The sequence below is a fragment of the Dehalococcoidales bacterium genome (assembly GCA_041652735.1).
Taxonomy (GTDB): Bacteria; Chloroflexota; Dehalococcoidia; order Dehalococcoidales; family RBG-16-60-22; genus RBG-13-51-18.
In genome coordinates, this window is the sequence record JBAZGT010000001.1 from 54,838 (window position 1) to 81,084 (window position 26,247).

Consider the following 26,247-nt stretch of genomic DNA (forward strand, 5'->3'; position numbering starts at 1 on the left):
TTATGGACTTTATTACGTTATTTACTACATTTTATGCCACTCAACATAGCCATTCACTATTAATATAGTGTCTTATTGTCATGTTTTTGGCTTTTTGTCCTTGACTTTTTACTCAACATTCTTTATAATATCATTACTTTAACCCTGAATAACCGGAATGGGAGATGTTGTCATGACCGACAAACAAAGGTTCGGACTCAAGCTCAGAGACCTCAGGAAAAAGTCAGGGATGACGCTCCGCGAGCTGGCGGAACAGGTAGGCGTTAACTTTACCTATCTCAGCAAAATAGAAAACGGCGCTTTACCACCGCCCCGGGAGAAAGTCATACGGAAGCTCGCCGAGGTCCTGAACTACGACCAGGACGAGCTCCTGGCCCTCGGCGGCATCGTGCCGCCGGATATCGCGGAAATCCTTAAGGACCGGCAGGCGCAGGAGCAGGTGCGCACCGCCCAGGCCAGGCGGGTGCAGGCGGCGGCCAAAAAGCCCTTAGCCCTGCCCAAATTCTCCGTGCCTTTCCGGGGCATGTACCGCCTGGCGCTCCCGGTCTTGCTGGTAGCGATAGTGGCGCTGTCGCTATGGTTCGCCTCACCCACCCAGGCTTTAACGATAGTCTATTCGAACCCGGGGTCGGGGACACTCGGCAGCGCTTACACTTTCACCGTAACCGTAACGGTGGAAGACCTGGAGCACCTACCCCTGCTCAACGTAGATGTCATCATTTATAACGTGGCCGACCCAACCGGGCACCGCGCCACGCTGGCTGATTTGCCGCTGGACACTACCGCCGCGGCAACGCATAATCCGACCCAAGGCATTACCAGCGGGTCGGCATCAGTGGCGGCGTCCGCCGACGCACACTGGGGCTATACCGCCAGCGGCACCGGCTACGCCATGTGGGAGGGGCAGGGCTACTACTTCGTACCGGGCACGAGCGGCGGCTACGGTTACCAGGGCGGCACCGGGCCGACCTCCATCACCTATACTATAGTATGGGCGTCACCGGCGTCATGGCCGGCCGGCAACTATCAGATAGACACCGTGCTTACCACCTCCACGCAAAGCCCCAGCGGCGGCACTACTTTTACCAAGACCAGCGGCGTTTTCACACTGTACGCGGGCGGAGGCGGCGGCGGCGGAACAGTCACGCCGGGCACCACCAGCCTGACGGGTAAAATCTCCGCCAACGGCACGTTTACTCAAACAGTAATAGCCTTCTCCGCGGATAACCGGGTGTCAGTAACCATTCCGCAAGGCACCGTAGGGCTTACGAGCAGCGGCGCGCCACTGACAGAAATAACGATAACGCCGATAGCATCACCACCGGCACCGCCGGCGCAAGCGAATATCATCGGTCTGGCTTATAGCTTCGGGCCGGAAGGCGCCACCTTCACCCCGCCGATAACCATAAGCTTCACCTACAGCTCCGAGGACATACCGGCCGGGGTGGACCCCGCCAACCTCGTCATCGCTTTTTATAATACGGCCACCGGCACCTGGGTAACGCTGGATAATATCACAGTGGACCAGACCACGCACCAGATAAGCGGGCAGGTCAGCCACTTTAGCGCGTTCGCAGTAATAGCCCATACCGCGCCGGCCTCCTTCACGGCCAGCGGCCTGTCCGTCACGCCGGCCACGGTTAACGCCGGCACGGAAGCCATCATCACGGCAACCATCACCAACAGCGGCGACCTCTCCGGCTCGGTCAATGTCGTCCTCAAGGTAAACGGCATGGTCGAGGAGAGCAGGACCATTACTCTGGCCGGACACGCCAGCCAGAACGTTTCCTTCTCACTGACGGAGACAACCGCCGGCAGCTACGCCATAGACATCAACGGAGTGGCGGGCACGCTGACGGTCAATGCCCTGCCGACGACCACGCCACCGACGACCACGCCGCCGACGACCACGCCACCGACCACTACGCCGCCGACGACCACACCACCCACTACCGCGCCGCCGACGACCACCCCGGCGACGGGAGGCGGCGGTATTGCCTGGTGGGTAATCGTGATAATAGTGGCCGCGGTAATCATCATCGGCGGAGTAATCTGGATGATGATATCCCGCCGCAAAACTTAATAACTAAAGCCAGCCACCAGTAAGAGGTTGCCCGGGCAGACTTTGTCCGGGCAACTTTTTTATGCGCCCCCCGGGCAACCCCGTAACCATTAGCCGCGGCTTCGGCTACAGTCCCGCTGTTTCCGGCATCGCATACAAAAGCCGTTTTCCCGCCAGATATGCCTTTCCCCACGATTTAGCATGACGATTACAGCCAGAAGCCGGGCAACAAGCCACAGCAGGTAACACAGCCTGTCACCTAACACCTGAGGGAAAACAGGTACGAAAAACTTGACATTTGGCATACGGTGGACTAAAATATAGCCATTCGGCAAATATCCGGCGGCTTGGAACCAACGGGGTGAATAAAAACGCTTATACCTGGGCGGGTTACAGTCTTTTAACGGCCGGGGTCCCGGTTACGGCCGCGGCATACTTCCTATTCCACACCGCCTGGTTCACGGCTACCGGCATCTGCATGCTTATCCTGGCCTTTATCCTCATCGCGCTGGGCAAGGCCATCCCCAAACTGCCCCCGGAGGTCTGCTCCCTGATCCTGGAAACGGGCATAGACAACATTTCCAGCCTTATCGAGGAGCTGGGCATAACCTCCAAAGCCATCTATCTACCGTCGTCACTGGCCACCAAATACCCGCGGGCTTTCATACCCCTCCACAGCAACGGCTCCCGCCCGGAAATAACGCGCGCCCTGCCGCAAAGGCTGATCGCCCGGTACGGGAACAACCCGGAGGACATCGGCCTGCTTATCACCACCATCGGCAGCACGGCGGCCATCATGCTGGAGCCCAGGCCGGGGGCCACCGCCGCAGAACTGGAAACGGCGCTTACCACCTTGCTGACGGGGAGGCTGGGCATCGCCGACGGCGCGCGGGTAGACTGCCAGAACGGCCATATCAATATAGAAATCAGCCATCCGCGCCTGGAAAACGGCAATACATGGTCGCACCGCTGCCTGGGCGAGCCGATGGGAGTGGTGGTAGCATCCGTAGCAGCGGAAGCCTGGGACAAGCCGATGACCATCAGCCACGAGGAAAGAGTCAACGGCACCTACCGGGTGGAGCTGGAGGTGGGGCGGTGAAGATATTCAACCGCTACATCCTGACGGTGGCGCTGGCGCTGCTGCTGACCACGGTGGCGCTGGCGGCGGCGGGGCAAAGCGCCCTGGATATATACTTTACCATATTCATCATCGAAGCCCTGGTCATTACCGAGCTTTACGTCCACATCAACAGCAAAGCCCGCCGCGGACTGTCCTACGTCAGCCTGCTGCTCTGCGGGGGTTTTGCCGCCGTTTTATGCATACAAGTGGTGAAAATCCTGACATAAAAGTCCCCGGAAAACCTATTGGCGATGAAAAAACTGGCGGCAACCGTCCTGCTTTTACTGGCGCTGGCGCTGATTATCCCCGGCCGGCCGGTAAGCGCGCAGCCCCGCCTGCTCCCCCATGAAAATCCCGCTAGCGCGTCCGGCGCCACGGACGCCGCCGATCTGCTGTATTCTCTAGGCGGTATCATGGACGTTATCTCCACCAGAGACTACCGGGACGCTCAGGAAGTCCTGGGCGAGCTAAAACAGTCCGTTTTGCCGCCCGAACTGCAAATCATCACCGACCGCTACCGGTCCCTGAGCGCGGAAATAACGAGCAACTGCAATAATGCGGAGTCGCTCCTCCACGGCGCGCAGGCGGCCGCTGCCGCCGGGAATCCTGACGAAGTGTCTTTACTACTAGCCGAAGCCAGGTCAACGCTGGACAGCAACGATTACCTGCTGACAGAACTGGAAACGGTCAGCCAGTCCCTGGGCGAGTATTTCAACATTTTGGCCGAGGCCGGGGACGGCATGATAAAACAGGCCTACGACCAGCTTAACGCCGGGCTGGAAAGCGTCAGCCAGATGAACGGGGAGCTCCAGGAGCAGCTGAACAGGCTTATGGCGGAACCGGAAAACGAAATTATCACCCGCTTTTTCTACGCGACCTCAATAGATTTTACCGCCCCCGCCGCCGTTTACCCGGGGCAGCCGTTCACGATAAACGGCGGGATAACGTCCACCGGCAGCGGCATCGGGCGCATTATCAGGGTATTCCTGGACGGCAACCTGCTGACGGAGGAGTTCGTGCTGCCGCAGTTCAGCCTGGAGATGGCCTTACCGGAGCAGATTAGCGACGGGCGGCACATGCTGACGATTACCGTACCGGAGCAACGGCCCTACGCCGATGCTACCACCCGGCAGATAATCAACGTAACAAGGCTGCCGTTATCCGCGGAAATACAGTCGCCCGGGCTGGCCGTCCTGCCCAAAACCATGCAGCTAAGCGGCAAAATCCAAAGCGGCAGCGGCCCCCTGCCGGACATTAATGTCACCATAACTATCGGGAAAAAAGCAATTCCCGTGGACGTGAGCGCCGACGGCTCTTTTACCGCTGCGGCGGACCTGTCACTCGGGTATTCCTGGAGCGGCGTCCAGGACATCGTGCTGTCCGTGGAGCCGGCGGAGCCCTGGTACGAAACAATTACCATCAAACGGCAGATGTTTGTCCTGAACCCCCTGCTGATTGCCGGACTGACGGCGGCTATCGCCCTGGCGGCGGTGTTCATCCTGAGAAACAGGAAGCGCGCGGCGGTCTATGAGACCCGGGGAGAAAAACCCTTCCTCCCCGCGGCAAGCGCCGATACCGCCACCCTGACGCCCCCTCCCCGTCCCCCGGTAAAGCTCAGCGGGAATAGAAGCAGAATTGCCGCGGCTTACGCCGATGCCCTAGCCAAGGTGGTGAAGAACACGGGGGTTATGCCGGCGCCCGGCACCACCCTGCGGGAGTATCCGGGTATGATAAACCTGGCCCCGGCGGCGGCGGGGCATTTTAAAGATTTGACCGGCCTGGCGGAAACGGCGCTTTATGCCGATGATGCGGTTACCCGGGATACGGCCGCCGCCGCCGAAAAGATGGCGGCCACACTCAAGAAGGAGCTTAACGATGGGCATGCGTAAGTTCCTGATAGTCCTATCAGCGGTATTGCTGACCGGCCTGGTGCTGGCGGCCTGGCTGATGCCGGCCAACGACGATTTCCGGGACGAGACCCTGGCCTGGAACGGCATCAGCGATATGGCGGGGGAGTACCCGCTGCAAACGCTTACCCGGCTGGCCGACCTGCCCCCGGACCCCACCGGCGCCACCCTGATAGCCATCCCTTACGCGGAATACACCACGGAGGAACTGGAGCGGCTGGACGTCTTTGCCGCCAACGGGGGCCGGCTGATACTGGCCGACGACTACGGCCATGGCAACCAGGTGCTGGCGTACCTGGGACTGGCGGCGCGCTTTGCCGGAGAGAAACTAATCGACCCGATGGTGAACTACCGGAGCGGACAATTCCCCAGCATTACGCGGCTGGAGACCAACCCGCTGACCGATAACGTCACCACGCTGGTGCTGAACCACGCCACCGGCATCGAGGGGGCGGACGGCGACCAGATTATCGCCAGGTCTTCCTCTTTCAGCTTCCTCGACCTTAACGGCAGCGGCTCTTATGACGCCGGTGAGCCGCAGGGACCCCTGGCGGTAATAGCGCAGCAGAGCCGGGGCAAGGGGCAGGTGATACTCATCGCCGACCCGTCAATCTTTATCAACAGCATGCAAAAGACCGGCGACAACGCCGCCCTGGTACAAAACATCTTCAGCAGCGGGGCGGGGGGCAGCGTCTATTTCGACCTTTCCCACCTGCCGGCATCCGACCTGGCGAAAACGAAAAGAACGCTAGCACAGGCGCGCGGGCTCATCAGCAATCCGGCGGGGACCACCCTGCTGGCAGCCGCGTCCCTGGCGCTGGTATTGATACCGGTGTGGCATAAAAAGAAAACGTAAAATCAGCAAGGAGACGGCCATGACGCTAACGACGGACAAAGGACAAACGCTAATGAAGGACATCATCGCCGAGGTGTCCCGGGTGGTCATCGGCAAGGACGAGGCCAAGGAACTGCTGCTGATAGCCTTGCTCAGCCGAGGCCACGTGCTCATCGAGGGGCTGCGGGGCACGGCCAAGACCACGGTGGCGCGCACCTTCGCCGGGGCTATCGGGGGCAGTTTCAAACGCGTCCAGGGCACGCCGGACATGCTGCCGGCGGACATATTGGGATTCAACCTCTACCGCGCGGACGGCACGTCCAAATTCATGCCCGGCCCCATCTTCGCCAACGTGGTGCTGGCGGACGAACTCAACCGCACCACGCCGCGCACCCAGTCCGCCCTGCTGGAAGCGATGCAGGAACAGCAGGTCACCATCGAAGGGGAAACGCGGCAGCTGGAGCAGCCGTTCATCGTCATCGCCAGCCAGATACCCGCCGGCGGTCCCGGCACCTCGCCGATGAGCGAGGTACAGACCGACCGTTTCATGTTCCGCGTCTGGAGCGGCATTTCCAGCCCGGAAGAAGAAGACCGTATTCTGAAAGACATCGACGCCATCAGCGAGTCGCGGGTCAAAGCCATTGCCACGGCGTCGGATATTCTACGGCTCCAGGAAAGCGTTAAAAAGGTATTTGTCGCCGACAGCGTCCGCCGCTACATCGTGGACATCGTCGACAAGCTGCGGCAACACCAGGACCTGATGCACCCGCCCAGCACCCGCGCCAGCATCGCGCTGTACAACGGCGCCCGCGCCCGCGCCTTTTTCCAGGCCAGGGACTACGTTATCCCGGATGACGTTAAAGCCCTGCTTCTGCCCGCGCTGCTCCACCGTTTGCAGGTCAACTACGAGGCGGAAATGGAAAGCATTAACACGGAGTCGATTATCACGGAGGCGGCGGCCCAGGTGCCCGTGCCGAAACCGGAACATGCCTAAAAATTTACCGCTGCTATTATGTCAAATTTACCCGGCGCTGCTATTGCTGGCGGCGGCGGCCGTTTTCCCGGCGGAAGGCGTCTATTACCCGGTACTGTGCGCGGCCCTGGCGCTGGCAGCGATAGTCTTTATGATAACGCGGCGGCCGCCGCGCCACCACATCGTCCTGGATACGGCGCTGATATTTTTAGTCCCCGTGCTGCTGGCCATACCCCTGGAAAAACTGAATAATTTTACGTCCGTCACGGGCGGGGCGATAGCGCTGGCGCTTAGCCTGCCCGCTTTTTACCTGCTGGACTACCACCTGCGGGAAAACGCCCGGCACAATGAAATTACTGTAGCCGCCGCCCCAACGCGGCGGCCCACGCACATTTTCTATTCACTGCTGGCGGCGGTGCCGGTAATGCTGCTGGTAGCGCTGGTATCAGGCAGAATGATATTAATGATGGCGGATGCGGCTTTCCTGCTCTATTTGCTGGCGACGCTGGCCGGAGTACTGGTCAAAATACCCCACCCCGCCTTTACCACCGCCGCCATAGCCAAAAGGCTGGTGGCCGGGACGGCCGGGGACGTGCCCTTTGAACTGAATAGCCGGTCGTCTTTACCGCTGCGCGTTTTATTGAGTCCCGCCGTACCCTGGGCGGAAATTAAGCCCGGACAGGCAGTCCTGAACCAGGGCGTCAACAGATTTGTCTTAAGCCTCAAGCCGCCGCTGGCGGGGCAGGCCCACCCTCAACTAAAGGTAAAGGCGCTGGACCCGCGCGGGCTGTTTTACGTCAGTGAACTGCTGGAGCCGGTGAACCTGCACGTTATCCCCCGCGGGGAATACGCCGCCTGGCTGGCACAGCGGTACCTGGACCAGACCCATACCGGCTCCGCCGCGGCGGCGGAAACGAAAAACAAGGCGAACGCCATGCGCAGCGCGGAATACAGGGAAAGCCGCGACTACCGGCCCGGCGACCCCTTGAGGGACATCGACTGGAAGCACACTTTAAAGCTGAGCCAGCTTATCGTGCGGGAGTATAAAGGGGCGGGGGGACAGGGGGCCATTATCGCGGTGAACCTGGCGGTAACGGATGAAGAAGCGGCGGACATGCTGGCTTTTTACCTGATAACCACGGCTCTGACGCTGGCCCGGGAGGAAATACCCACCGCCCTGACCGCCTATAACCAACGGGAGGTGGTCAGCAGCACCCGCGTTTTACAGCCGGCGGCGGCAGTGACGCAGGCCCTGGCGCTGACCGGGGAAATCAGCATAGCGGCGGGGAGCGAAAGGCGGCTGGAGCCGGCGGACGTTGCTAAAATACGGCGCACCATGCGGCAGCTGCGCCAGGTGAAAACGGCGCCCGCCCGGCGTTTGCTGGAACTGCTCGACTACGAGCACCGCACCACGGAAGAGGCGGCCAAACAGCACCCGGCCACCCGCGCCCTGGCGGCGGTCACGCGGGATACGCCCGCCCCGGCGATGATATTCGTGGTATCACAGTTCAACCATGACGCCGAGGCCATACTGGTGAACACGGAAAAGCTGGCGGGGAAAAACTACAGCGTGGTGCCGGTGGCCAGCGCCTGACAGCTATTCCACGGTAACGCTTTTAGCCAGATTACGGGGGAAGTCGATGGGGCAGCCGCGCTCTTTGGCCACGAAGTATGCCAGTAACTGCAAGACCACCGAGTTGATTACCGGGGAAAAGAGCGACTCTATGGGGGGGCGGGTAATGATCATGTCCGCCAGACCGGGCATCACCTCGTCTTCCTCGCTGACGACGGCCAGTACCGGGGAGCGCCGGGCCTTGATTTCCTTGATGCTGGTGACAATCGCCTCATAGGTATTGTCTTCCGCCGCCAGCGCCACCACCGGCGTCTTTTCGCCAAGCAGCGCGAAGGGGCCGTGTTTCAGCTCCCCGGCGGCGTAGCCTTCCGCGTGGATATAGGAAATTTCCTTCAGCTTGAGCGCCCCTTCCAGTGCCACCGGGTAGTTGACGCCCTTGCCTATGTAAAAAACGTTCTCATAAACGGCCAGCTTTTTAGCCACCACCGCGATTTTCGATTCGTTGTCCAGCACCTGCTGCACCTTGACCGGCAGCTGCCGCAGCTCCATAACGAGCGAATCCAGCCGGCCGATATCCACCCGGGAGTAAGGCAGCGCCAGCCAGTATAGAGCGATAAGCTGGGCGATGTAGGTCTTGCTGGCGGCCACGCTTATCTCCGGCCCGGCCCGGGTGTAGATGGTCTTGTCCACGGCGCGGCTGATGGTGCTGCCGACCACGTTGGTGATAGCGATGGTGTAGCTGCCCTTTTCCTTGAGCTTCTTGACCGCCTTGAGGACATCGCTGGTCTCACCGGATTGAGTGATAACAATCGCCCGGTTCATGGCCGAAGCGTGGCCGGCGTAGGAAAACTCGTCGGCGATTTCCACCCTGACCGGGATATCGACCAGGTTTTCAATGATATATTTGCCCACCAGGCCGGCGTGATAAGAAGTGCCGCAGGCCATGATGAGCAGCTCTTCCGGGCCGCCCTGACTCCCGATAAGGTCGGCGGCCGGTTCGGCGGCGGCGATATATTCCGCCAGGGTGTCCCGGATGACCCTGGGCTGCTCGTGGATTTCCTTGAGCATAAAGTGCTCGTAGCCGCCCTTTTGCGCGTCTTCCATGCTCCAGGTTATCTTGTGCACTTCCGGGGTGATGGGGACGCCGTACCGCTTGATGCCGATATCAGCGGCGGTAATAACGGCGACATCGCCGTCTTCCAGGTAAATCACCCGGCTGGTGTAGTCCAGCAGCGCCGGCACATCGGAAGCCAGCAGGTTCTCGCGGTCGCCGACGCCGATAATCAGCGGGCTGTCCTTACGGGCGGCGATAAGGCGGGGCTCGCCGGCCATCACGGCAATCATGGTATAGGCGCCCTCGATGTCCTTCAGCGCCATTTCCACGGCCTGCTCGAAGTCGCCCTGGTAATACTTTTCTATCAGGTGCGGTATTACTTCCGTATCCGTTTCCGAAACGATGGTATGGCCCTCGGCGGTTAGCTGCTCCCGCAGCTTGAGGAAATTATTGATGGTGCCGTTATGAACCACGGCGATGCGGCCGGTGCAGTCACAATGCGGGTGGGCGTTGAGCTTGGACGGCTCGCCGTGAGTAGCCCAGCGGGTGTGCCCGACGCCGGCAGTCCCCTCGTGCGGAGTCAGGTTCTTGGCGAGGACTTTAACGCGCACGGCGTCCTTATAGACCGCGATGCTCCCGTTGGCGATAGCGATGCCGCAGGAGTCATAGCCGCGGTACTCCAGCTTGGCCAGGCAGTTGAGAAGCACGGGCTGGGCCTGTTTATCTCCGATGTAACCGACGATGCCGCACATTGTTTGCTAAAATCCCTCTCTATTTCCTTCCGATTCGTTCCTCATACGGAATCTTCGACTTTTTCAAAAGGAGACGATAGTATATGTGTTGTTCCTTTATTTTGTCCCTCTCTCCTAAGGAGGGAGGAAGGTATTCTAAAATCCCTCTCCATCTCCCTTTTTCAAAGGGAGACGATAGTCCTCCGTTTATCAATTGTCCCTCTTTGAAAAAGAGGGATTAAGGGAGATTTTCACCCCCCTAATAAATCAAGCTTTTATCCGGGTAGCGGCCGCTGAGGGTGCGGGAAAGCTGTACCTGGCAGCCGTTGCCGACGATGGCGCCCGCCTGCGCGGTGACGTTGCCTTCCACCTTACAGCCCTCGCCCATAATGACGCCGACGCTGATGGACGGGACGACGTCATTGACCCTGACATCGCTCTTGCCGCCGAACGCGGTAAACCGCCCCTTAATCACGCAGCCCTTGTCTATAATGGAGTCGGAAATAAAGCAGCCCGGCCCCAGGTTTACGTCATTACCGATGACGCTGTTCTTGACCTGGGAAAAAGAGGAAATGACCACGTTATCGCCGATGCTGGCGGACGGCATGATGCAGGCCTGCGGGCCGATTTCACAGCCGCTGCCGATGACCGCCGGGCCGTAGATAACGGAGCCGGACCTGACCACGGTATCATGGCCGATAACCACCTTCCCCTTCAAGACAACGCCGTCCTCTACCGTGCCGCCCACGCCGGGCTCGATGTTCTGGAGAATGGCATTGTTCAAAGTGATAATGTCCCACGGATAAATCACATCCAGCCAGGTGCCCGCGGTCTCCAGCGCCTTGATGGAGCAGCCATCCGCAATCATGTTGTTCAGCGCGTCCGGTATGTCCAGGACGGACTCGGTGTACTTAAAGACGTCCCTGGTGAAGGCGTAGATGCCGGTGTTGACCAGGTTACCGCCCGCTTCTTTGGGCTTCTCCACGATGCCCTTTACCTCCCCGCCCTCAATGTCCACCACGCCATAGCTGGCGGGGTCTTTCACCCTTTTGACCAGGACAGCTTCCGGCTCAATATCCAGAAAGTCCGCGATGGTGGGCGCTTCAATCAGGTTATCGCCGGGAAGCACGAGAAACTCGTCCCCCACCATGTCCTTGACCTGGGATAAAGCGTGGGCGGTGCCTAATTGCGTTTCCTGGGTGACGAAAGACACCTTGACGCCGAACTTCTCCCCGGAGCCAACGTAATCGTAGACCTGCTCCTTGTGATAGCCCACCACGAAAACGATATCGCGGATGCCGTTGCGCGCCAGCGACTCGATGATAAAGTGCAAAATAGGCCGGTCGGCGATGGAAATCATCGTCTTGGGCCGGGTCACGGTAAAAGGTCGAAGCCGCTGTCCCTCGCCCGCCGCCAGAATCACTGCCTGTTTCATAGCCCACCCCTTAAAGTATCTTCGAGTCCGGCAAAATAGCGCCGCTGGCCACCGCTCCCGGCCCGATGAAGGTATTGCTGCCGATAATGCTGCCCACGTTGATGGAGGCGTTGATGCCGGTTTCCACGTTGTCCCCGATAATGGCCCCCAGCTTGCGCCGCCGCGTATCCAGGCCGTTAACGTGGATATTCTGCTTGTCCAGGCGCAGATTGGCTATTTTAGTCCCGGCGCCCAGGTTGCACCCCTCGCCGATGACGCTGTCACCCACATAGTTCAAATGCGGCACCTTGCTGTTGTTCATAATAATGGAGTTCTTGACCTCCACCGCCGCCCCCACGTGGCAGCCATCGCCGATGGTGGTGGAGGGGCGGATAAAGCAGTTGGGGCCGATATCACACCCCGCCCCGATAATGACCGGCCCGATGATATAAGCGCCGGACCGCACCACGGTCTTCTCCCCGATAGCCACCGCGCCCTTGAGCGTCACGTTAGGCTCCACCTCGCCGAGATTGGCGGAGGCCAGCCCGGCCATCATGACCTCGTTAGCCCTTAATAAATCCCAGGGATAGCTCAAGTCCAGCCACGACTTTATTTCAACGAAACGGAGGCCGTCTTTTTGGTCGATAATTATCTGGAGAGAGTCGGTTATCTCATACTCGCCGCGGGGGGACTTCTCCGTTCTGGCGATGGCGTCGAATATCTCCGGCGTGAAGAGGTATAAACCGGTATTGGCCATCAGGGTGGGGGGATTCTTGGACTTCTCGTGGATGCTCACCACCTTATCGCCGGCCAGCTCCACGATACCCAGGCCGCGCGGGTCTTGGACCTCCGTCACGGCCATGGCGCTGCGGGCGCTTCGCATCAGGCGCTTGATATCCGCCCGGCTGATGATGACATCGCCGTTAATGACCAGGAAGTTTTCCTTAATCATACCCCCCGCCGCCCTTATGGCGTCCGCGGTGCCGAGCTGCTTGCGCTGCTCGGAATAGGCGATAGACACCCCCCACTTCTCCCCGTCCCCGAAATAGCCGCGCACCTGCTTATCACAATAGCCGACCACAAAGATAAACTCCCGGACGCCGGCCTCTTTCACTTCCACGAGCAAATGCTCCAGGATGGGCCGGCCGGCTACCGGCAGCATTACCTTGGGCCTGTTGGCGGTAAGCGGGCGCATGCGGTGGCCCTCCCCCGCCGCTAAAATTACGGCTTTCAAATTGCTTTTACTCCGTTTTCTACTGAATTATTGACCGCCTGCACGGCCTTATCATAAAGCTGTTTTACCGCGGCTTCCGTTTTCGCCTCCGCGGTGAGGCGCATCCTGGGCTCGGTGCCGGAAGGGCGCACCAGCAGCCAGCCGTCCGCAAAATCCAGCTTCAGGCCATCGATTTTACTCGTCCTGAGCGGCTGCAGCTTCATTAGTTCGGCTTCAAGACGGGGCAGGGACACGCCTTTACTGCCCAGGCTGCCCCGTAAAAGCGGATAGGCCGGCACGGCGTCCGCCATCTCCGCCAGGCTGGATTTGGCGGCCAGCGCGGCGATTTGCGCTGCCGCGTAGATGCCGTCCGGGCAGAGGGATATGGAGGGGAAAATCCAGGCGCCCGCCGTTTCCCCGCCGAAGTCGCCGCCCTTCCTTAGTTCCTCGGAAACCCAGGTATCACCTATCTTCGTCCGGCGTATCTTCACGCCCATTTCATCCACAGCCATGGAAGCGTCCAGCGTGGTGACCACGTCTTTAGCGCCGGCCGCTTTAATCAATATCGCCAAAAGCTTGTCCCCGGAGATAAACCTGCCGCGCTCATCCACCGCCATCATGCGGTCGGCGTCGCCGTCATGGGCGATACCCACCGCCGCCCCGTTCTCCTTGACTTTCAGGCAAAGCTCTGGCAGGTTTTCCTCATTCGGCTCGATGCCCCGGGGGAAAAAGCCGCTGTTATAGCAGTTCAGCGCCACGACCTCACAGCCAAGGCGTTCCAGCAGGCGGGGCGTTACCCCGGCCGCGGCGCCGCAGCCGGCGTCCACTACCACTTTGATATGCAACGCGGACGGGAAGTCCGCCAGTATAGCCTCGATATGATTTTCAACGGCGCCGGCGTACGCTTCCCCCGGCTTTACCTCTTCCCATCCCGCCAGCGTAAAAGACTCCGCCGCCATAATATTTTCTATCTCCGCCTGCTGCGGGGTATCAAAAGACGAGCCGTCCGGGTTCAAGAGCTTGAGGCCATTGTATTCCGGGGGGTTGTGGGAGGCGGTAATCATCACGCCGGCGTTGAAGCCGCGGGTGGCGAAGGCGAGGGTGGGGGTAGGGGTAATGCCGGCGTCACTGCATTGCGCGCCGGCGGCCAGCAATCCGGCCATCACGGCGTGTTTCATGGCATCCCCAGAAGTGCGGGTGTCCCGGCCGACGATGACGTTCTGGTGGATTTTCCCTACCGCCAGCCCTACCCGGAACGCCGTATCCAGCAGGTTCCTATCATAAAGGGTACGTATGCCGGATGAGCCGAAAAGCTTCATAATACCTTAATTCTACTACTACGGGTATAAATGTCAATAAAAGATAACCCTTATTGGCGCAATTATGAGGCAGCGTTATATGAAAAAGAGTGGTGAACGCCGCCGGGTAAATAGCTCAGGTGGGATTATCCCACTTGACATTGTATCCCACCATATGGTATATTCCATCGAGAAAAAGAGAGACAGGCGGAAAGCTGATTATGACAGGGATAATTCAAGACATGGATTTCACCGGCATAGCCAAAAGCGTAAAGCCGGATGCCAAAAAGCGCGTGGTACTGCCCAAGGCCCTGGTCCGGGAAGACGTAACCTATCACATATATGCCAACAGCGCCGGGCAAATCGTGCTGGACCCGCAGGTGACCATACCCGCCTCAGAGCTATGGCTGTTCCAGGACAAGGAAGCTTTAGCCGCGATAGACCGGGGCATGGCCGAATCAAAGAGCGGGCAAACAACCGGACGCGGTACATTCGGGAAATACGTGAAAAATGCGCCGTGAGCTACGTTTTACACCGACCGCCAACGGGCAACTCGATAGGATGGAGAACACTCCCGACCTCAAAGACGTCCTCAAACAGGTCAGGAAAACACCGGGCTACCTGGAAACAAACCCGAGGGCAAAGTCGGTGCAAACCCACAAATACGAATCGCTGACCAGGCGTTACGGGCTGGAAATATTCGAGGCTTACGTCCAGCAAAATACCCCCGGCGCTTACCGGGTCTTCTGGCATTACGGGCCCGACGAGACAGACAAGAGCGGCCGACGCGTGCCCATAATCACCGTCGTGGCGATAGTACCACACCCCGGATAGAGATTTTTCTCTCACGCAGTCGGGATTTCATCGCTCCACCCCCAATATCCCCACCCGCTTTCCAAATAATTAATTCTACCTACAGACTTTCCCATGCTTTCCGCATATAGTGCTAGACCTTATGGTATATTGTCGCTTATCTTTAAAAGTAATATAATTAATCCTGGTTATAAGGGGGTATCCATGGTAGAACCAGTAGATAATAACAACGGACCAACCACTACCTTCGACGAGCTGCTACCGGCGGAAATGGCTGCCAAAGCGCAATCAATCGGTATTAAAAAAGCCAATCTGGATTTCCTCAGCACCTTCGCCCTGGCCGTTCTGGCCGGCGCCTTCATCGCCCTCGGCTGTATCTTCTTCACCATCTCCCAGACCAGCGGCGGCGTTGCCATGCCCTGGGGCGTCAGCCGGGTTATCGGGGGCGTCGCCTTCAGTCTCGGCCTGATTCTGGTAATCGTGGGGGGCGCCGAGCTGTTTACCGGCAACAACCTGATTGTGATGGCCTGGGCCAGCCGCAAACTTTCCACCTGGCGCGTGCTGCGCAACTGGGGCATCGTGTACCTGGGCAACCTGTGCGGGGCAGTGGCTACCGCGCTTTTCGTTTTCTGGGGAATGCACTACAACATGGACAAAGGAGCGGTGGGCGTAACCGCGCTGAACATCGGCCTGGGCAAGGTCAACATGGGATTCGCGCAGGCGCTTATCCTGGGCATCCTTTGTAACGCCATGGTCTGCATGGCGGTATGGCTGACCTACAGCGCCCGCACCGTGCTGGGACGCATCTCCGCCATCATCTTCCCCATCGCCGGCTTCGTGGCGGCCGGGTTCGAGCACTGTGTGGCGAACATGTATTTCATACCCTATTCCATCCTGATTAAAGCCGGGGCGGCGGACTCTTTCTGGACGACCGCCGGAGTGAGCGCCTCCAGCTACGACCGCCTCACCTGGGGCAACTTCTTCGTGAAGAACCTGATACCGGTGACCATCGGCAACATCATCGGCGGCGTGTTCTTCGTCGCTCTCGTCTACTGGGTAATCTACCTGCGCGGCAAGACCGCCAAGACGGCCTAAGATACAGAAAAGCAGTGAACTTTAAATCCCCCTGTCCTGCGGCGGGGGGATTTTTGTTTGGGGGAAATCCCTCTCCAGCTCTCCCTTTTTCAAAGGGAGAGAATGATTAGCTAACAAGCGGGATTGAGGCGGTTGGGGCATACCGCGGGAGGAACCCGTTTAGCATTTGGCGGCATTAACACCCAGGTACTTGCCTACCAGCTCCATGGCACAGTACTGGCCGCACATGCTGCAGGCCGACCCGGTGGTGGAACGCTGCTGATGCACCCGCGCCACTTTCTCGGGGTCAAGGGCGAGCCTGGCCTGCTCCGGCCAGTCAAGACGTTTGCGGGCCAGGGACATCTGCCGGTCCCTTTCCGCCGCCCCTTTTATCCCCTTAACGATATCCGCGGCGTGGGCGGCGATGCGGGAAGCCATAACCCCCTCCCGGACATCATCGATATCCGGGATAGCCAGGTGCTCCGAGGGCGTCACGTAGCAGAGAAAGTCCGCCCCGGCCATGGCGGCGATGGCCCCGCCGATGGCGCCGGTAATATGGTCGTACCCGGCGGCGATATCCGTGACCAGCGGCCCCAGCACGTAGAAAGGCGCGCCCTTGCAGATGGCCTTTTGCAGCTTGACGTTGGTTTCTATCTGGTCGAGCGGAATGTGCCCCGGGCCCTCCACCATCACCTGCACCCCGGCGTCCCAGGCCCTTTGCACCAGCTCGCCGAGGGTTAAAAGCTCTTCAATCTGGGTCCTGTCCGTGGCGTCCGCCAGGCTGCCGGGCCGCATACCGTCGCCGAGGGAAAGGGTAACATCGTGTTCCCGGGCGATATCCAGCAGGCGGTCGTACTGCTCATAAAGCGGGTTCTCGCAGTCGTTATGCAGCATCCACCCCACCATGAAAGCGCCGCCGCGGGAGACCACGTCCGTCACCCGTCCCTGCTGTTTGAGTCGGGCGATGGCGCCCCGGGTGACGCCGCAGTGCACGGTAACAAAGTCCACGCCGTCACGGGCGTTGTCCTCGATAGCTTCAAAAATATCGTCGGCGGTCATCTTGACAATGGCGCCGCACCTTTCAATAGCCCCGATGCCCGCCTGGTAGACCGGCACCGTGCCGATGGGCTTTGCACTGGCGGCGACGACGGCGCGGCGGATGGAAGGGATGTCCCCGCCGGTGCTCAAGTCCATGACCGCGTCCGCCCCGGCATCTATAGCCGCCTTCAGCTTGGCCAGCTCCGTGCGCTCATCACCGAAGTCCGATGAGGTGCCGATGTTGGCGTTGACCTTGGTGGCAAGCCCCTTGCCCACGCCGCCCGGCACCAGACCGGCATGGCCGGGGTTGGCGGGGATAACGATAGTCCCCTGGGCCAGTCCCTGCCTGATTAACTCAACGTCCAGTTCTTCAATTGCCGCGACCTTTTCCATTTGAGGTGAGATATCGCCCCGGCGCGCTATTTCCAACTGTGTCATCGCAGCCACCCCCATAAAATAATAAAACCAGCGGTCATACGCTAAAGTACGGACCCCTGGTCTCTTGCTAACGACCGCTTCCCTACGCTCGTATTAACGAGGTCAGGTTCCAAGGGTCTTCCCCCCGACTTTACCGGGGGAACATCTCAGCCTTGAGCACCCCTAGCGGATACCGTGATTTAATTATAGTAAAGAGGGAACTTGAAAGCAAATAGCGCATCATTTTTAGTTACCTCTATCCCTTTTGGCTTACCTCTCCCCCTCTAGTCCCCCTCTCCGCTGGCAGAGAGGGGGAGGTTTTTGAGGCGGAGGGTACTAAAATCCCTCTCTTATCTCCCTTTTTCAAAGGGAGACGTCAATACCCCTAAATGTTTGATGCCAATCGCCTGAACCCTCCCACAGGGGGAAAGGAATAAACGGGGGTCTGGATGGCCGCTGTTTGAGGGGACGGCGTGTTTTGGGCTCGTGGCTATTATTTCTAATAACTAAAGCAAGACAATGTACCTGGTTCCCGACCCCGTATCGCAGCCCCGATTCATTTCTTCATACGGGATGGCGACAAAGTCGCTCATACGGAGCAAGCTTTCATCGGGATGGTTAACCGGGAGGAGAATTAATCCTCCCACCTCACAAAACCATAACAATTTCCTTATTTTTCCCTAACATAGCTTCTGTGCTAGACTAATCCAGATGACCCGCTATGTTATCTTCATTGTGAGCAGTCTGTCCCTGCTCATCGTGTCCATCAGCGGCACCTCCGTATCCGTGGCTTTTCCGGAGATAACCGCTTATTTTAACGCGCCGCTGATACTGGCGGCCTGGGTGCTGACCGTCAACCAGCTGGCCAGCACCGCCGTGATGCCGCTGGCCGGCAAGGCGGGGGACATCTTCGGGGGAAAGCGGACCTTCCTGGTATCCATCGCCGTATTCACCATCGGCTCGCTGTTTTCCGCGCTGGCCCCGAACATCGAGCTGCTTATCGCCGCCCGCTTCGTCCAGGCCATCGGCGCCGGCAGCTTTTTACCCCTGGCCACGGCCATCGTCAGCGACCAGTTTCCCCACTCCCGGCAGCAGGCCATCGGGTTTTTCAGCAGCATCTTTCCCATCGGCATGATTATCGGGCCCAACATCGGCGGCTGGCTGGTGGAAGCCTACGGGTGGCGCTCGGTGTTCTGGCTCAACCTGCCGCTGGGGGTGCTGGTCTTCATCTTCGCGCTGATTATCATCAAACCGGGAAAAACGACCGGGGGCAAGCTGGACCTGACCGGCGCCGGGCTTTTCACCGGCATGCTCTCCGCCTTCCTCATCGCCCTGAGCGAAATAGGCTCCAGCCCCGACAGCACCACCTGGACGGTCTTCGGGGTACTGCTGGCGCTGGGCGGATTGCTGCTCTACCTGTTCATCCGGCACGAAGGCAAAATAAAGGAGCCCATCATAGATTTGCAGGTGCTCAAGGACAAGCCGTTCCAGGCCGCCAACTACTTCAATTTCCTCTACGGCATGGCGGTGCTGGGCGTAATGTCTTTCATCCCCCTTTACGCCATTGCCGTGTACGAAGTGTCCACGCTGGCCAGCGGCCTTATCCTGACGCCCCGCTCGGTGGGGACGATGCTGGCCTCACTGGTAACCAGCATGATGCTGCCGAAGTGGGGCTACCGCAAGCCGATGCTGTTCGGCACCGGCATCATGTTTTTAACGAATATCCTGCTCGGGCTGGAGTTTGCCAGCGCCAGTTTCTGGGGGATACACCTGAACGGGGTGTGGCTGCTGGGGGTAATCATGTTCGTTTCCGGGGTGGGGATGGGCATTATAGCCCCGGCGGCGAATAACGCCTGCATCGAGCTGATGCCGCACCGGGTGGCGACGATTACGGGGGTGAGGGGGATGTTCCGCCAGAGCGGGTCGGCGGTGAGCATCGCGGTCACCTCCCTGGTGCTGGAGAACTTCACGCACATTGGGCAGGGTTTCCGGGTGGTATTTTTCGCGCTGGCGGCGGTGCTGGTGGTTGCCGCGCCTTTCATCTTCGCCATGCCGCGGTCGGCGGCGCCGTGCCCGCCGCAGGAGCCGATGAAGCGGACGCTGTAAAGGGGGGCTTACCCTTTTCCCTCTCACCGCCGGCAGGGTGAGAGACGATAGATTACGAGATGGAGATAAATTTGTTTTTCCCCTGCAATTAAGGTAGGGCGCAGTACCTGGATTATTCTCACCCTTCGACAGGCTCAGGGTGAGCGGAGATAAAAAAGGTGTTATTCACACCCTGATTCAATCAAGGCGGAGCGCCTATCGTTTTCACCCTTCGACAGGTCCCGATTCCTGCGTCATGTCCCGATTCCCTATGGTCATGCGGGACACCGGGTGAGGTACGAATCGGTGCGGGATGGCGACAAAGTCGCTCACTCAGGGGGAGCGGGGATATGGCGATAGTCGGTTAACAGGCCGGCGTCAGGCGAAGGGCAGCGTCCAGCGGGAACCGGAGTTGTTCAGGAAAAACCGGTCGCCGAACTCCTGGGCCAGGTAGGCCGAAGCCTCGAAGCCGGTGCAGTGGGAGACGCCCAGGTACTGCACCCCCATCTCCTTAAGGTCGGCGGCGGTCATCGCCCAACGCTCCAGGTCGGCGTTGAGCAGGTGCGTCCCGCCGATGGCGGCGTAAATCAGCTCCTTGCCGGTGATTTTCTGTGCCTGTTTTAAGGTGTTGACGATGCCGTGGTGGGCACAGCCCAGGATCACCACCAGGCCGAAATCGGCGTCGATAACCAGGGCGAGGTCGTCCTTAAGCTCGTCCGGGAGCATCTCGCCGGTCTCTTTATCAAAGAGGCCGCTGTCTATTTGTTCGTAGTCGGTCAGCATTGGGACTTCGCCGGTAGTCATAAAGCGGTCGGTGATATGCACCGGCTTATCCGTAAGGTTAAAGCGCGCCCCCAGGTTTTCCAGCAGCTCGCGCCGGAAGGGCAGGCCGCTATAGCGTTCCGCCCCTTTGCGCCGGCCACCGTATTTGGACGCCCAGATATCCGGGTGGGCAATAACCTCCACCTCTTTTTTCATCAGCATCAGCACTTCCCGCAGCCCGCCGGTATGGTCGTAATGGCCGTGGCTCAAAACGATTTTATCGGCCGTGCCCAGGTCAAGTCCCAAAAGATGGGCATTATGCACGGCGGCGATGCCCATGCCGGTATCGAACAGCACTTTAGCGCCGTCCGCCTCCACGAACATGCTCAGGCCCCACTCCGCCAGAAAGCCCATCTCGGCGGTATTTTCCGCCAGCGTAGTGATTTTAATCTCCATATTTTCCCCCTTTGCCCATGATACCACTAGAGCGGCGATATGAGAAGCCTTAAAGCCACGATAGCCAGCCCCCCCGCCAGCAGCCGGACGATAAGCACGCCGGATACCTTCTGGGACAGACGGGCGCCGAACTGCGCCCCCACCACCGCCCCGCCCGAAAGCACCGCCGCCACGCCGAAATCACCCGTAAAAGTGCGGGCGATGAGGTGGGTATCGATAGCGGAAAAGGTGGTGATGGCTACCATGAAATGCGAGGTAGCCGTGGCGATATGGGCGGGGAAATTAAGAATCTGTGTCAGCGCCGGCACGTGGACGATACCCCCACCGATGCCCAACAGCCCCGATATCACGCCGACGAAGAAGGCAATCGTCATTCCGAGGGGCAAATTATAGGTGTAGCGGTGCACCGTATTCTGCCGGTCGGTAATTTGCCGTGATGTAGGCCACCGGCGCAGGAAACCGCCGCCGGCTTTCCGGGTGGGGCGCAGCATCAGGAAAACGGATATCGCCAGTAAAATGCCCCCGAAGATGTACTGGAAAACGCTCCGGCTCAGGTAATTGACCAGGTAAGCGCCCAATATCGCCCCCGGCACCGCCGTCAAAGCGAAAAGCAGCCCGGACTTGAAGTCGATGCGTTTGAGGCGATAGTAGGCAATCGAGCCGGACACGGCGTTAAAAAAAGCCACGGTCAGGGTGATGCTGGTAATAACCGTCGGGGAATAATCGGGGTACATAAAGAGGAGAATGGGAATCAAGAGAAAGCCGCCGGCCACGCCGATGAGGGTGCCGAAAGCGCCGATGAACAGGCCGATAGCCGCCAGCAATACCCAGATAATTTGATTTGCCTCCAGTTAGTCTTTAGTGCGTTATGTAAAAGAAAGGGGTTCTAAAAACTCCCTTACTCCCTCTTTACCAAAGAGGGACAATACTTTTGGTTGATCAATCATCTCCCCTTTGTAAAGTCACATATTCCGTATGAACGCTGTGAATCAGAAGGGGATCGAGAGGGTTTTTCAACCCACCAGCTTGTCTTTGACCGCTTTAATCTTGCCCTCGATGGTCAGGGGTTTATCCCGCCGTTCATCGATGCGGATGGTGGTCACCACCCTTGGCGCGCCGGCGTCAAAGGCGGAATTGTGCATTTTCCGCGCCAATGCCAGCAGCACGGGCAAATCACCCTCAATGATGGTGCTCATGGCGGTCAGTTCATACTTGATGCCCGGCTCTTTTTTTAGTATTTTTACCGCCCCGGCCACGTACGCGCTTACCGATGGGCTGCCCGTCCCTACCGGCACCACGCTGATATCCAGCATCGCCATTAGCATCCACCTCCGGATTTTTATTTGGCGGCGCGGGCGGAATCGTAATGCGCCGCGGCGTCCCTGTTTTTATACGTATCAGACATCATCACTCAATTTTGTTGTTGAGTCGGCGGTAATAAGAGCCGGAGGTATAGAGCGCTGCCAGCGGATTGTGCGCCAGCACCCGGTCCTTGACCGCCAGCACCGTCAGCGGCACATCGCAATATTTTATAAAGAGTGAATCGTGACCTACACACAACCCCAGCATAATAGCCAGGTCCACTCTGGATTTATTGATAATCATGGCCTGGACGATGGGATTGCACATGGTCTCCCAGGCTTCCGGCCCGGCGATTTTCTCCTCCGGCTTCAGCCCGATTCTTTCCTTGGGCACCGCCCCGGTCTTGCACTGCACGGAAACCACCTCAAAGCCGTTGTTGGCCAACACCTGCGTCAGCAGGCCGGCTTCATGGGCCAGTCCGGCGCAGTGAGCCAGGCCCAGCCTTTTATAGCCGCATTTCCGGGCGAACTGTATCGTCTCCTCAATACGCGGCAGCCGGGTGCGCAGACCGTCCGGCGTATGCTCGTAGCACTGGAACTCCTGCAAGCCCGCCAGCCGGGCGAACTCCTTCACCTCCGGCTTATCGTACTCCGAAAGCGCCGCGGCATACACGTCCGGCAGCAGCTTCATGGGACAAAACGCCGGCGCTTTCTCCAGGGAAGGCGCTTCACCGGCTTTGCCTCCCGGGTTTTCACATACCTTGGTGAGACAACGGGCGCACTCAGGGTAAGTATTCCTGGCCATAAAGAAAGCTCCTTTACCGATACTAATCTATATTCTAGTTTCTCATCATCCAAAAGACAAACACAAATAAGCAGAAAGGCTGATGCACAATTAGCATATCACCTGATTCCCGCCGGCAGCGCTTCAACTATAATCAAGGTACCTTAAAATACGCGTATTAAAATCCGTACCTTAACAATAGAATATCGGTCATCCTGTAAATCCTGAACGTGTTCACCCGATGCAACGTAAGCCTCCGTTTAGCCCTAAGGACATAGTACTTTCCCTTGAAATCTTAGTACTTTCCCTTATTGTCCTTTTATTGTCAAGTGGGCTAAAATACTAAAATAGGCAACACTATCAAAAGGAGGCGCACCCGAGCACCGGCGATGTTTCGCGGCGAAAACCACCCCGCCTTTTCCTGATAAAAGTCTATCACGGAAAATTCGTCAAAAGTGCGTTGAACATCAATAATTGTGCCATAAGTCCTATGCCGTAAGTGCTACCTTACTTTGACTTTTTGTACGGCATACCTGTACACTATACTCTTAGGCGGTCTGGGCTGTCCTCGTCCTTTACGCCCTTCTCCCGAGAGCCTGAGAGATAGGTACAATTCGAGTGAAGTGTCATGAAGATAGCGGTTAGCGGCAAAGGCGGCGTAGGCAAGACCCTGCTGGCCGCTTTTCTGGCGCAGACATTCGCCTCCTCCGGGTATTCCGTCATCGCCATTGACGCCGACCCCGATGCCAACCTGGCGGCCACGCTGGGTTTCCCCCACCCCGAGACCATCACCCCCATCTCCGAACTCAACGACCTTATCGAAGAGCGCGTGGGGGTACGCCCCGGCACTTCCGGCTCCTTTTTCAAACTTAATCCCAGAGTGGACGACCTGCCGGAAAAGTACTCCGTGAAAATGGACGGCATCAAGCTGATGTCCATGGGGCGGATAAAGCGGGGCGGCACCGGCTGCTACTGCTCCGAGGGCGCTTTGTTACAGGCGCTGGTCAGCCACCTGCTGCTGCACCGGGACGAGGTGGTTATCCTGGACATGGAAGCGGGCATCGAGCACCTGTCCCGCGGCACGGTAAAAGCGGTGGACAAGCTCATCATCGTGGTGGAACCGGGGCGGCGCAGCCTGGAGACGGCGGCCACCATCAAAAAGCTGGCGCAGGACCTCGGCCTGGAAAACATCGCCGCCGTGGGCAACAAGATAAGGAGCAAGGCGGACGAGGAGTTTATCCGGGACAACCTGCCGGACATCCCGGTACTGGGGTTCATCAATTACAATCCGGCCATCAGCGAGGCCGACCATGCGAATGTCTCGCTCTTTACCGCCAGCCCGCAAACGGCGCGGGAGGTCAAGAGCATTTATGATAAACTGGCAGCCGCCGGCCGTGAGACGGCCGCTAAAAAGCGTTAGCTGCCCTGAAGCATCAGGGCTTACGATACTAACGGCACGTAAAGCACTGGAAAATAAAGTCAAGGAGGATTAATTAGTGGCTTACGATGTATCCAAAATGGCGGACTGGCAAATAGCCGAAGCCGCCTGCGAAAAGATGCCCACCCCTGCCGAGTGGCAGGAAAAACTGGGACTTAAGAAAGATGAAATCCTGGCTTACGGGAAGGTCGGCAAAGTGGACTTCCTGAAAGTAATGGAACGGCTAAAGGACAGACCGGACGGCAAATACATTGAAGTAACCGCCGTCACCCCCACCCCGCTGGGCGAGGGCAAGACCACCACCACCATGGGGCTTATCGAAGGCCTCGGCTACCAGAAAGAGAACGTGGGCGGCGCCATCCGGCAGCCCTCCGGCGGCCCTACCATGAACGTCAAAGGCACCGCGGCCGGCGGCGGCAACGCCCTGCTGATTCCCCATACCGAGTTCTCACTCGGCCTGACCGGGGACATCAACGATATCATGAACGCGCACAACCTGGCGATGGTGGCCCTGACCGCCAGGATGCAGCACGAGCGCAACTACGATGACGAGCAGCTGGCGCGGCTTTCCCACATGCGCCGCCTGGACATCGACCCGCTACGCGTGGAAATGGGCTGGATCATGGACTACTGCGCCCAGGCCCTGCGCAACATCATCATCGGCATGGGCACGCAGAAGACCGACGGCTACATGATGCAGAGCAAGTTCGGCATCGCCGTCAGCTCCGAGCTCATGGCCATCCTGTCCATCGTTACCGATTTGGCCGACCTGCGCAAGCGGCTCGGTGAAATCACCGTCGCTTACGATAAGAAGGGCAAGCCCATCACCACCGAAGACCTGATGGTGGCCGGCGCCATGACCGCCTGGATGAAGAACACCATCAACCCCACCCTGTGCTCCACCGCGGAATACCAGCCCTGCTTCGTACACGCCGGGCCTTTCGCCAACATCGCCATCGGCCAGTCTTCCATCATCGCCGACCGCATCGGCCTCAAGATGTTCGACTACCACGTGACGGAAAGCGGCTTCGCCTCCGACATCGGCTTCGAGAAATTCTGGAACGTCAAGTGCCGCTACAGCGGCCTCAAGCCCAACGTATCCGTGCTGGTGGCCACCGTACGCTCCCTGAAAATGCACGGCGGCGGGCCTAAAGTCACCCCCGGCGTGCCTCTGCCCGATGCCTACAAGAAATCCGCCCCGGAACTGGTAGAGAAGGGCTGCAATAACTTAATCCACCACATCAATATCATCCGCGCCTCCGGCATCAACCCGGTGGTCTGCATCAACAGCTTCCCGACGGACACCAAGGAAGAAATAGCCATTATCCGCAAAGCGGCGGAAGCCGCCGGAGCCCGCTGCGCCGTATCCACCCATTACGCCAACGGCGGCGCCGGCGCCCAGGAGCTGGCCAACGCCGTGAAAGACGCCTGCAAAGAGAAGAACAACTTCCACTTCCTCTATCCCAACGAGATGAAGCTGCGCGACCGCGTGGCGCAGATAGCCAAGGTAGTTTACGGCGCCGACGGCGTGTCCTGGTCCGCTACCGCCGCGGATAAAGCCAAGGCGTTCGAGGCCGACCCGAAATATAATGATTACGGGACGATGATGGTGAAGACCCATCTTTCCCTTTCCCACGACCCGAACCTCAAAGGCGTGCCCAAGGGCTGGACGCTGCCCATCCGCGACGTCCTAATCTACTCCGGCGCCAAGTTCCTCTGCCCGATGGCCGGCGATATCAGCCTGATGCCCGCCACCGGCTCGGACCCGGCTTTCAAGAAGGTGGACGTGGACGTGAAGACCGGTAAAATCCACGGCCTGCACGACGTAAGCTAGTAACGGAAACCATATTATTGCGAGGTACTCACTCTTTATCCCTCCTCCCCGGCAGCGGGGAGGAG

Annotated in this window: 22 protein-coding genes and 1 riboswitch; of the genes, 13 read left to right on the forward strand and 9 right to left on the reverse strand. The window is 58.8% G+C overall.

Translation table 11 applies throughout. From position 1 onward, the window contains the following. Positions 1 to 172 precede the first annotated feature (172 nt). The 7 genes from WC370_00275 to WC370_00305 all read left to right on the forward strand — a co-directional run bounded on the left by WC370_00275 (position 173) and on the right by WC370_00305 (position 8,491). The gene (locus WC370_00275) at positions 173 to 2,083 is read left to right on the forward strand and encodes a helix-turn-helix domain-containing protein (GenBank protein ID MFA5307904.1); all 1,911 of its coding nucleotides are present in this window, start codon (positions 173 to 175) and stop codon (positions 2,081 to 2,083) included. A 340-nt stretch (positions 2,084 to 2,423) separates the two neighbouring features. Further along, complete coding sequence (locus WC370_00280; GenBank protein ID MFA5307905.1) at positions 2,424 to 3,161, forward strand: hypothetical protein; 738 nt, start codon at positions 2,424 to 2,426, stop codon at positions 3,159 to 3,161. After that, a complete protein-coding gene (locus WC370_00285) occupies positions 3,158 to 3,409 on the forward strand; it encodes a hypothetical protein (protein MFA5307906.1) in 252 nt (83 codons plus the stop codon). Before WC370_00280 ends, WC370_00285 begins: the two co-directional genes overlap by 4 nt. A 24-nt stretch (positions 3,410 to 3,433) precedes the next feature. Further along, on the forward strand, positions 3,434 to 5,071 hold the full coding sequence (locus WC370_00290) for a DUF4129 domain-containing protein (GenBank protein ID MFA5307907.1): 1,638 nt from the start codon (positions 3,434 to 3,436) through the stop codon (positions 5,069 to 5,071). Continuing rightward, positions 5,058 to 5,945 (forward strand): DUF4350 domain-containing protein, encoded by an 888-nt coding sequence (locus WC370_00295; GenBank protein ID MFA5307908.1) that lies wholly within the window; start codon positions 5,058 to 5,060, stop codon positions 5,943 to 5,945. Before WC370_00290 ends, WC370_00295 begins: the two co-directional genes overlap by 14 nt. A 19-nt stretch (positions 5,946 to 5,964) precedes the next feature. After that, on the forward strand, positions 5,965 to 6,918 hold the full coding sequence (locus WC370_00300) for a MoxR family ATPase (protein MFA5307909.1): 954 nt from the start codon (positions 5,965 to 5,967) through the stop codon (positions 6,916 to 6,918). After that, positions 6,911 to 8,491, forward strand: coding sequence for a DUF58 domain-containing protein (locus WC370_00305; protein MFA5307910.1), 1,581 nt, complete (start codon positions 6,911 to 6,913; stop codon positions 8,489 to 8,491). Before WC370_00300 ends, WC370_00305 begins: the two co-directional genes overlap by 8 nt. Positions 8,492 to 8,494: 3 nt before the next feature. Here the strand turns inward: WC370_00305 and glmS are convergent, their stop codons facing one another. From glmS to glmM, 4 genes are all read right to left on the reverse strand, one after another. After that, entirely contained in the window at positions 8,495 to 10,276 is a 1,782-nt protein-coding gene (glmS, locus tag WC370_00310) for a glutamine--fructose-6-phosphate transaminase (isomerizing) (protein MFA5307911.1), read from the reverse strand. Positions 10,277 to 10,514: 238 nt separating this feature from the next. Next, positions 10,515 to 11,690 carry a bifunctional sugar-1-phosphate nucleotidylyltransferase/acetyltransferase gene (gene glmU, locus WC370_00315; GenBank protein ID MFA5307912.1) on the reverse strand — a complete coding sequence of 392 codons (1,176 nt, stop codon included), beginning with the start codon at positions 11,688 to 11,690 and terminating at the stop codon, positions 10,515 to 10,517. A gap of 10 nt (positions 11,691 to 11,700) precedes the next feature. Then, positions 11,701 to 12,903, reverse strand: coding sequence for a bifunctional sugar-1-phosphate nucleotidylyltransferase/acetyltransferase (glmU, locus tag WC370_00320; GenBank protein MFA5307913.1), 1,203 nt, complete (start codon positions 12,901 to 12,903; stop codon positions 11,701 to 11,703). Beyond that, positions 12,900 to 14,201, reverse strand: coding sequence for a phosphoglucosamine mutase (gene glmM, locus WC370_00325; protein MFA5307914.1), 1,302 nt, complete (start codon positions 14,199 to 14,201; stop codon positions 12,900 to 12,902). The genes glmU (WC370_00320) and glmM overlap by 4 nt, the downstream gene beginning before the upstream one ends. A gap of 200 nt (positions 14,202 to 14,401) precedes the next feature. On the opposite strand from glmM, the gene WC370_00330 reads away from it, so the two are divergent. From WC370_00330 to WC370_00340, 3 genes are all read left to right on the forward strand, one after another. Then, a complete protein-coding gene (locus WC370_00330; GenBank protein ID MFA5307915.1) occupies positions 14,402 to 14,701 on the forward strand; it encodes a hypothetical protein in 300 nt (99 codons plus the stop codon). Beyond that, a complete protein-coding gene (locus WC370_00335; GenBank protein MFA5307916.1) occupies positions 14,691 to 15,014 on the forward strand; it encodes a hypothetical protein in 324 nt (107 codons plus the stop codon). Before WC370_00330 ends, WC370_00335 begins: the two co-directional genes overlap by 11 nt. 183 nt (positions 15,015 to 15,197) lie before the next feature. Further along, complete coding sequence (locus WC370_00340; protein ID MFA5307917.1) at positions 15,198 to 16,088, forward strand: formate transporter FocA; 891 nt, start codon at positions 15,198 to 15,200, stop codon at positions 16,086 to 16,088. Positions 16,089 to 16,247: 159 nt separating this feature from the next. On the opposite strand, the gene thiC is transcribed toward WC370_00340, so the two are convergent. Beyond that, complete coding sequence (gene thiC, locus WC370_00345; GenBank protein MFA5307918.1) at positions 16,248 to 17,543, reverse strand: phosphomethylpyrimidine synthase ThiC; 1,296 nt, start codon at positions 17,541 to 17,543, stop codon at positions 16,248 to 16,250. 62 nt (positions 17,544 to 17,605) lie between these two features. Further along, a riboswitch (TPP riboswitch) is annotated at positions 17,606 to 17,717 on the reverse strand. Positions 17,718 to 18,233: 516 nt separating this feature from the next. Here thiC and WC370_00350 point away from each other — a divergent pair. Continuing rightward, the gene (locus tag WC370_00350; protein MFA5307919.1) at positions 18,234 to 19,628 is read left to right on the forward strand and encodes an MFS transporter; all 1,395 of its coding nucleotides are present in this window, start codon (positions 18,234 to 18,236) and stop codon (positions 19,626 to 19,628) included. 357 nt (positions 19,629 to 19,985) lie between these two features. Here WC370_00350 and WC370_00355 read toward each other — a convergent pair whose 3' ends face one another. From WC370_00355 to WC370_00370, 4 genes are all read right to left on the reverse strand, one after another. Continuing rightward, positions 19,986 to 20,825, reverse strand: coding sequence for an MBL fold metallo-hydrolase (locus WC370_00355; GenBank protein ID MFA5307920.1), 840 nt, complete (start codon positions 20,823 to 20,825; stop codon positions 19,986 to 19,988). Between the two features lie 26 nt (positions 20,826 to 20,851). Beyond that, positions 20,852 to 21,649 carry a sulfite exporter TauE/SafE family protein gene (locus WC370_00360; GenBank protein ID MFA5307921.1) on the reverse strand — a complete coding sequence of 266 codons (798 nt, stop codon included), beginning with the start codon at positions 21,647 to 21,649 and terminating at the stop codon, positions 20,852 to 20,854. A gap of 189 nt (positions 21,650 to 21,838) precedes the next feature. After that, a complete protein-coding gene (locus WC370_00365) occupies positions 21,839 to 22,144 on the reverse strand; it encodes an MTH1187 family thiamine-binding protein (GenBank protein MFA5307922.1) in 306 nt (101 codons plus the stop codon). A gap of 88 nt (positions 22,145 to 22,232) precedes the next feature. Continuing rightward, positions 22,233 to 22,931, reverse strand: coding sequence for a DUF1847 domain-containing protein (locus tag WC370_00370; GenBank protein MFA5307923.1), 699 nt, complete (start codon positions 22,929 to 22,931; stop codon positions 22,233 to 22,235). 607 nt (positions 22,932 to 23,538) lie between these two features. Between WC370_00370 and WC370_00375 the strand changes: the two genes are divergently transcribed. After that, on the forward strand, positions 23,539 to 24,330 hold the full coding sequence (locus WC370_00375) for a carbon monoxide dehydrogenase accessory protein CooC (protein MFA5307924.1): 792 nt from the start codon (positions 23,539 to 23,541) through the stop codon (positions 24,328 to 24,330). A gap of 76 nt (positions 24,331 to 24,406) precedes the next feature. Beyond that, entirely contained in the window at positions 24,407 to 26,182 is a 1,776-nt protein-coding gene (locus WC370_00380) for a formate--tetrahydrofolate ligase (GenBank protein MFA5307925.1), read from the forward strand. Positions 26,183 to 26,247: the final 65 nt, after the last annotated feature.

Coding starts and splice junctions, on each gene's coding strand:
- WC370_00275 (MFA5307904.1), top strand. CDS start 173: ATGACCGACAAACAAAGGTTCGGACTCAAGCTCAGAGACCTCAGGAAA.
- WC370_00290 (MFA5307907.1), top strand. CDS start 3,434: ATGAAAAAACTGGCGGCAACCGTCCTGCTTTTACTGGCGCTGGCGCTG.
- WC370_00295 (MFA5307908.1), top strand. CDS start 5,058: ATGGGCATGCGTAAGTTCCTGATAGTCCTATCAGCGGTATTGCTGACC.
- WC370_00300 (MFA5307909.1), top strand. CDS start 5,965: ATGACGCTAACGACGGACAAAGGACAAACGCTAATGAAGGACATCATC.
- WC370_00305 (MFA5307910.1), top strand. CDS start 6,911: ATGCCTAAAAATTTACCGCTGCTATTATGTCAAATTTACCCGGCGCTG.
- glmS (MFA5307911.1), bottom strand. CDS start 10,276: ATGTGCGGCATCGTCGGTTACATCGGAGATAAACAGGCCCAGCCCGTG.
- glmU (MFA5307912.1), bottom strand. CDS start 11,690: ATGAAACAGGCAGTGATTCTGGCGGCGGGCGAGGGACAGCGGCTTCGA.
- glmM (MFA5307914.1), bottom strand. CDS start 14,201: ATGAAGCTTTTCGGCTCATCCGGCATACGTACCCTTTATGATAGGAAC.
- WC370_00330 (MFA5307915.1), top strand. CDS start 14,402: ATGACAGGGATAATTCAAGACATGGATTTCACCGGCATAGCCAAAAGC.
- WC370_00335 (MFA5307916.1), top strand. CDS start 14,691: ATGCGCCGTGAGCTACGTTTTACACCGACCGCCAACGGGCAACTCGAT.
- WC370_00340 (MFA5307917.1), top strand. CDS start 15,198: ATGGTAGAACCAGTAGATAATAACAACGGACCAACCACTACCTTCGAC.
- thiC (MFA5307918.1), bottom strand. CDS start 17,543: ATGACACAGTTGGAAATAGCGCGCCGGGGCGATATCTCACCTCAAATG.
- WC370_00350 (MFA5307919.1), top strand. CDS start 18,234: ATGACCCGCTATGTTATCTTCATTGTGAGCAGTCTGTCCCTGCTCATC.
- WC370_00355 (MFA5307920.1), bottom strand. CDS start 20,825: ATGGAGATTAAAATCACTACGCTGGCGGAAAATACCGCCGAGATGGGC.
- WC370_00365 (MFA5307922.1), bottom strand. CDS start 22,144: ATGGCGATGCTGGATATCAGCGTGGTGCCGGTAGGGACGGGCAGCCCA.
- WC370_00370 (MFA5307923.1), bottom strand. CDS start 22,931: ATGGCCAGGAATACTTACCCTGAGTGCGCCCGTTGTCTCACCAAGGTA.
- WC370_00375 (MFA5307924.1), top strand. CDS start 23,539: ATGAAGATAGCGGTTAGCGGCAAAGGCGGCGTAGGCAAGACCCTGCTG.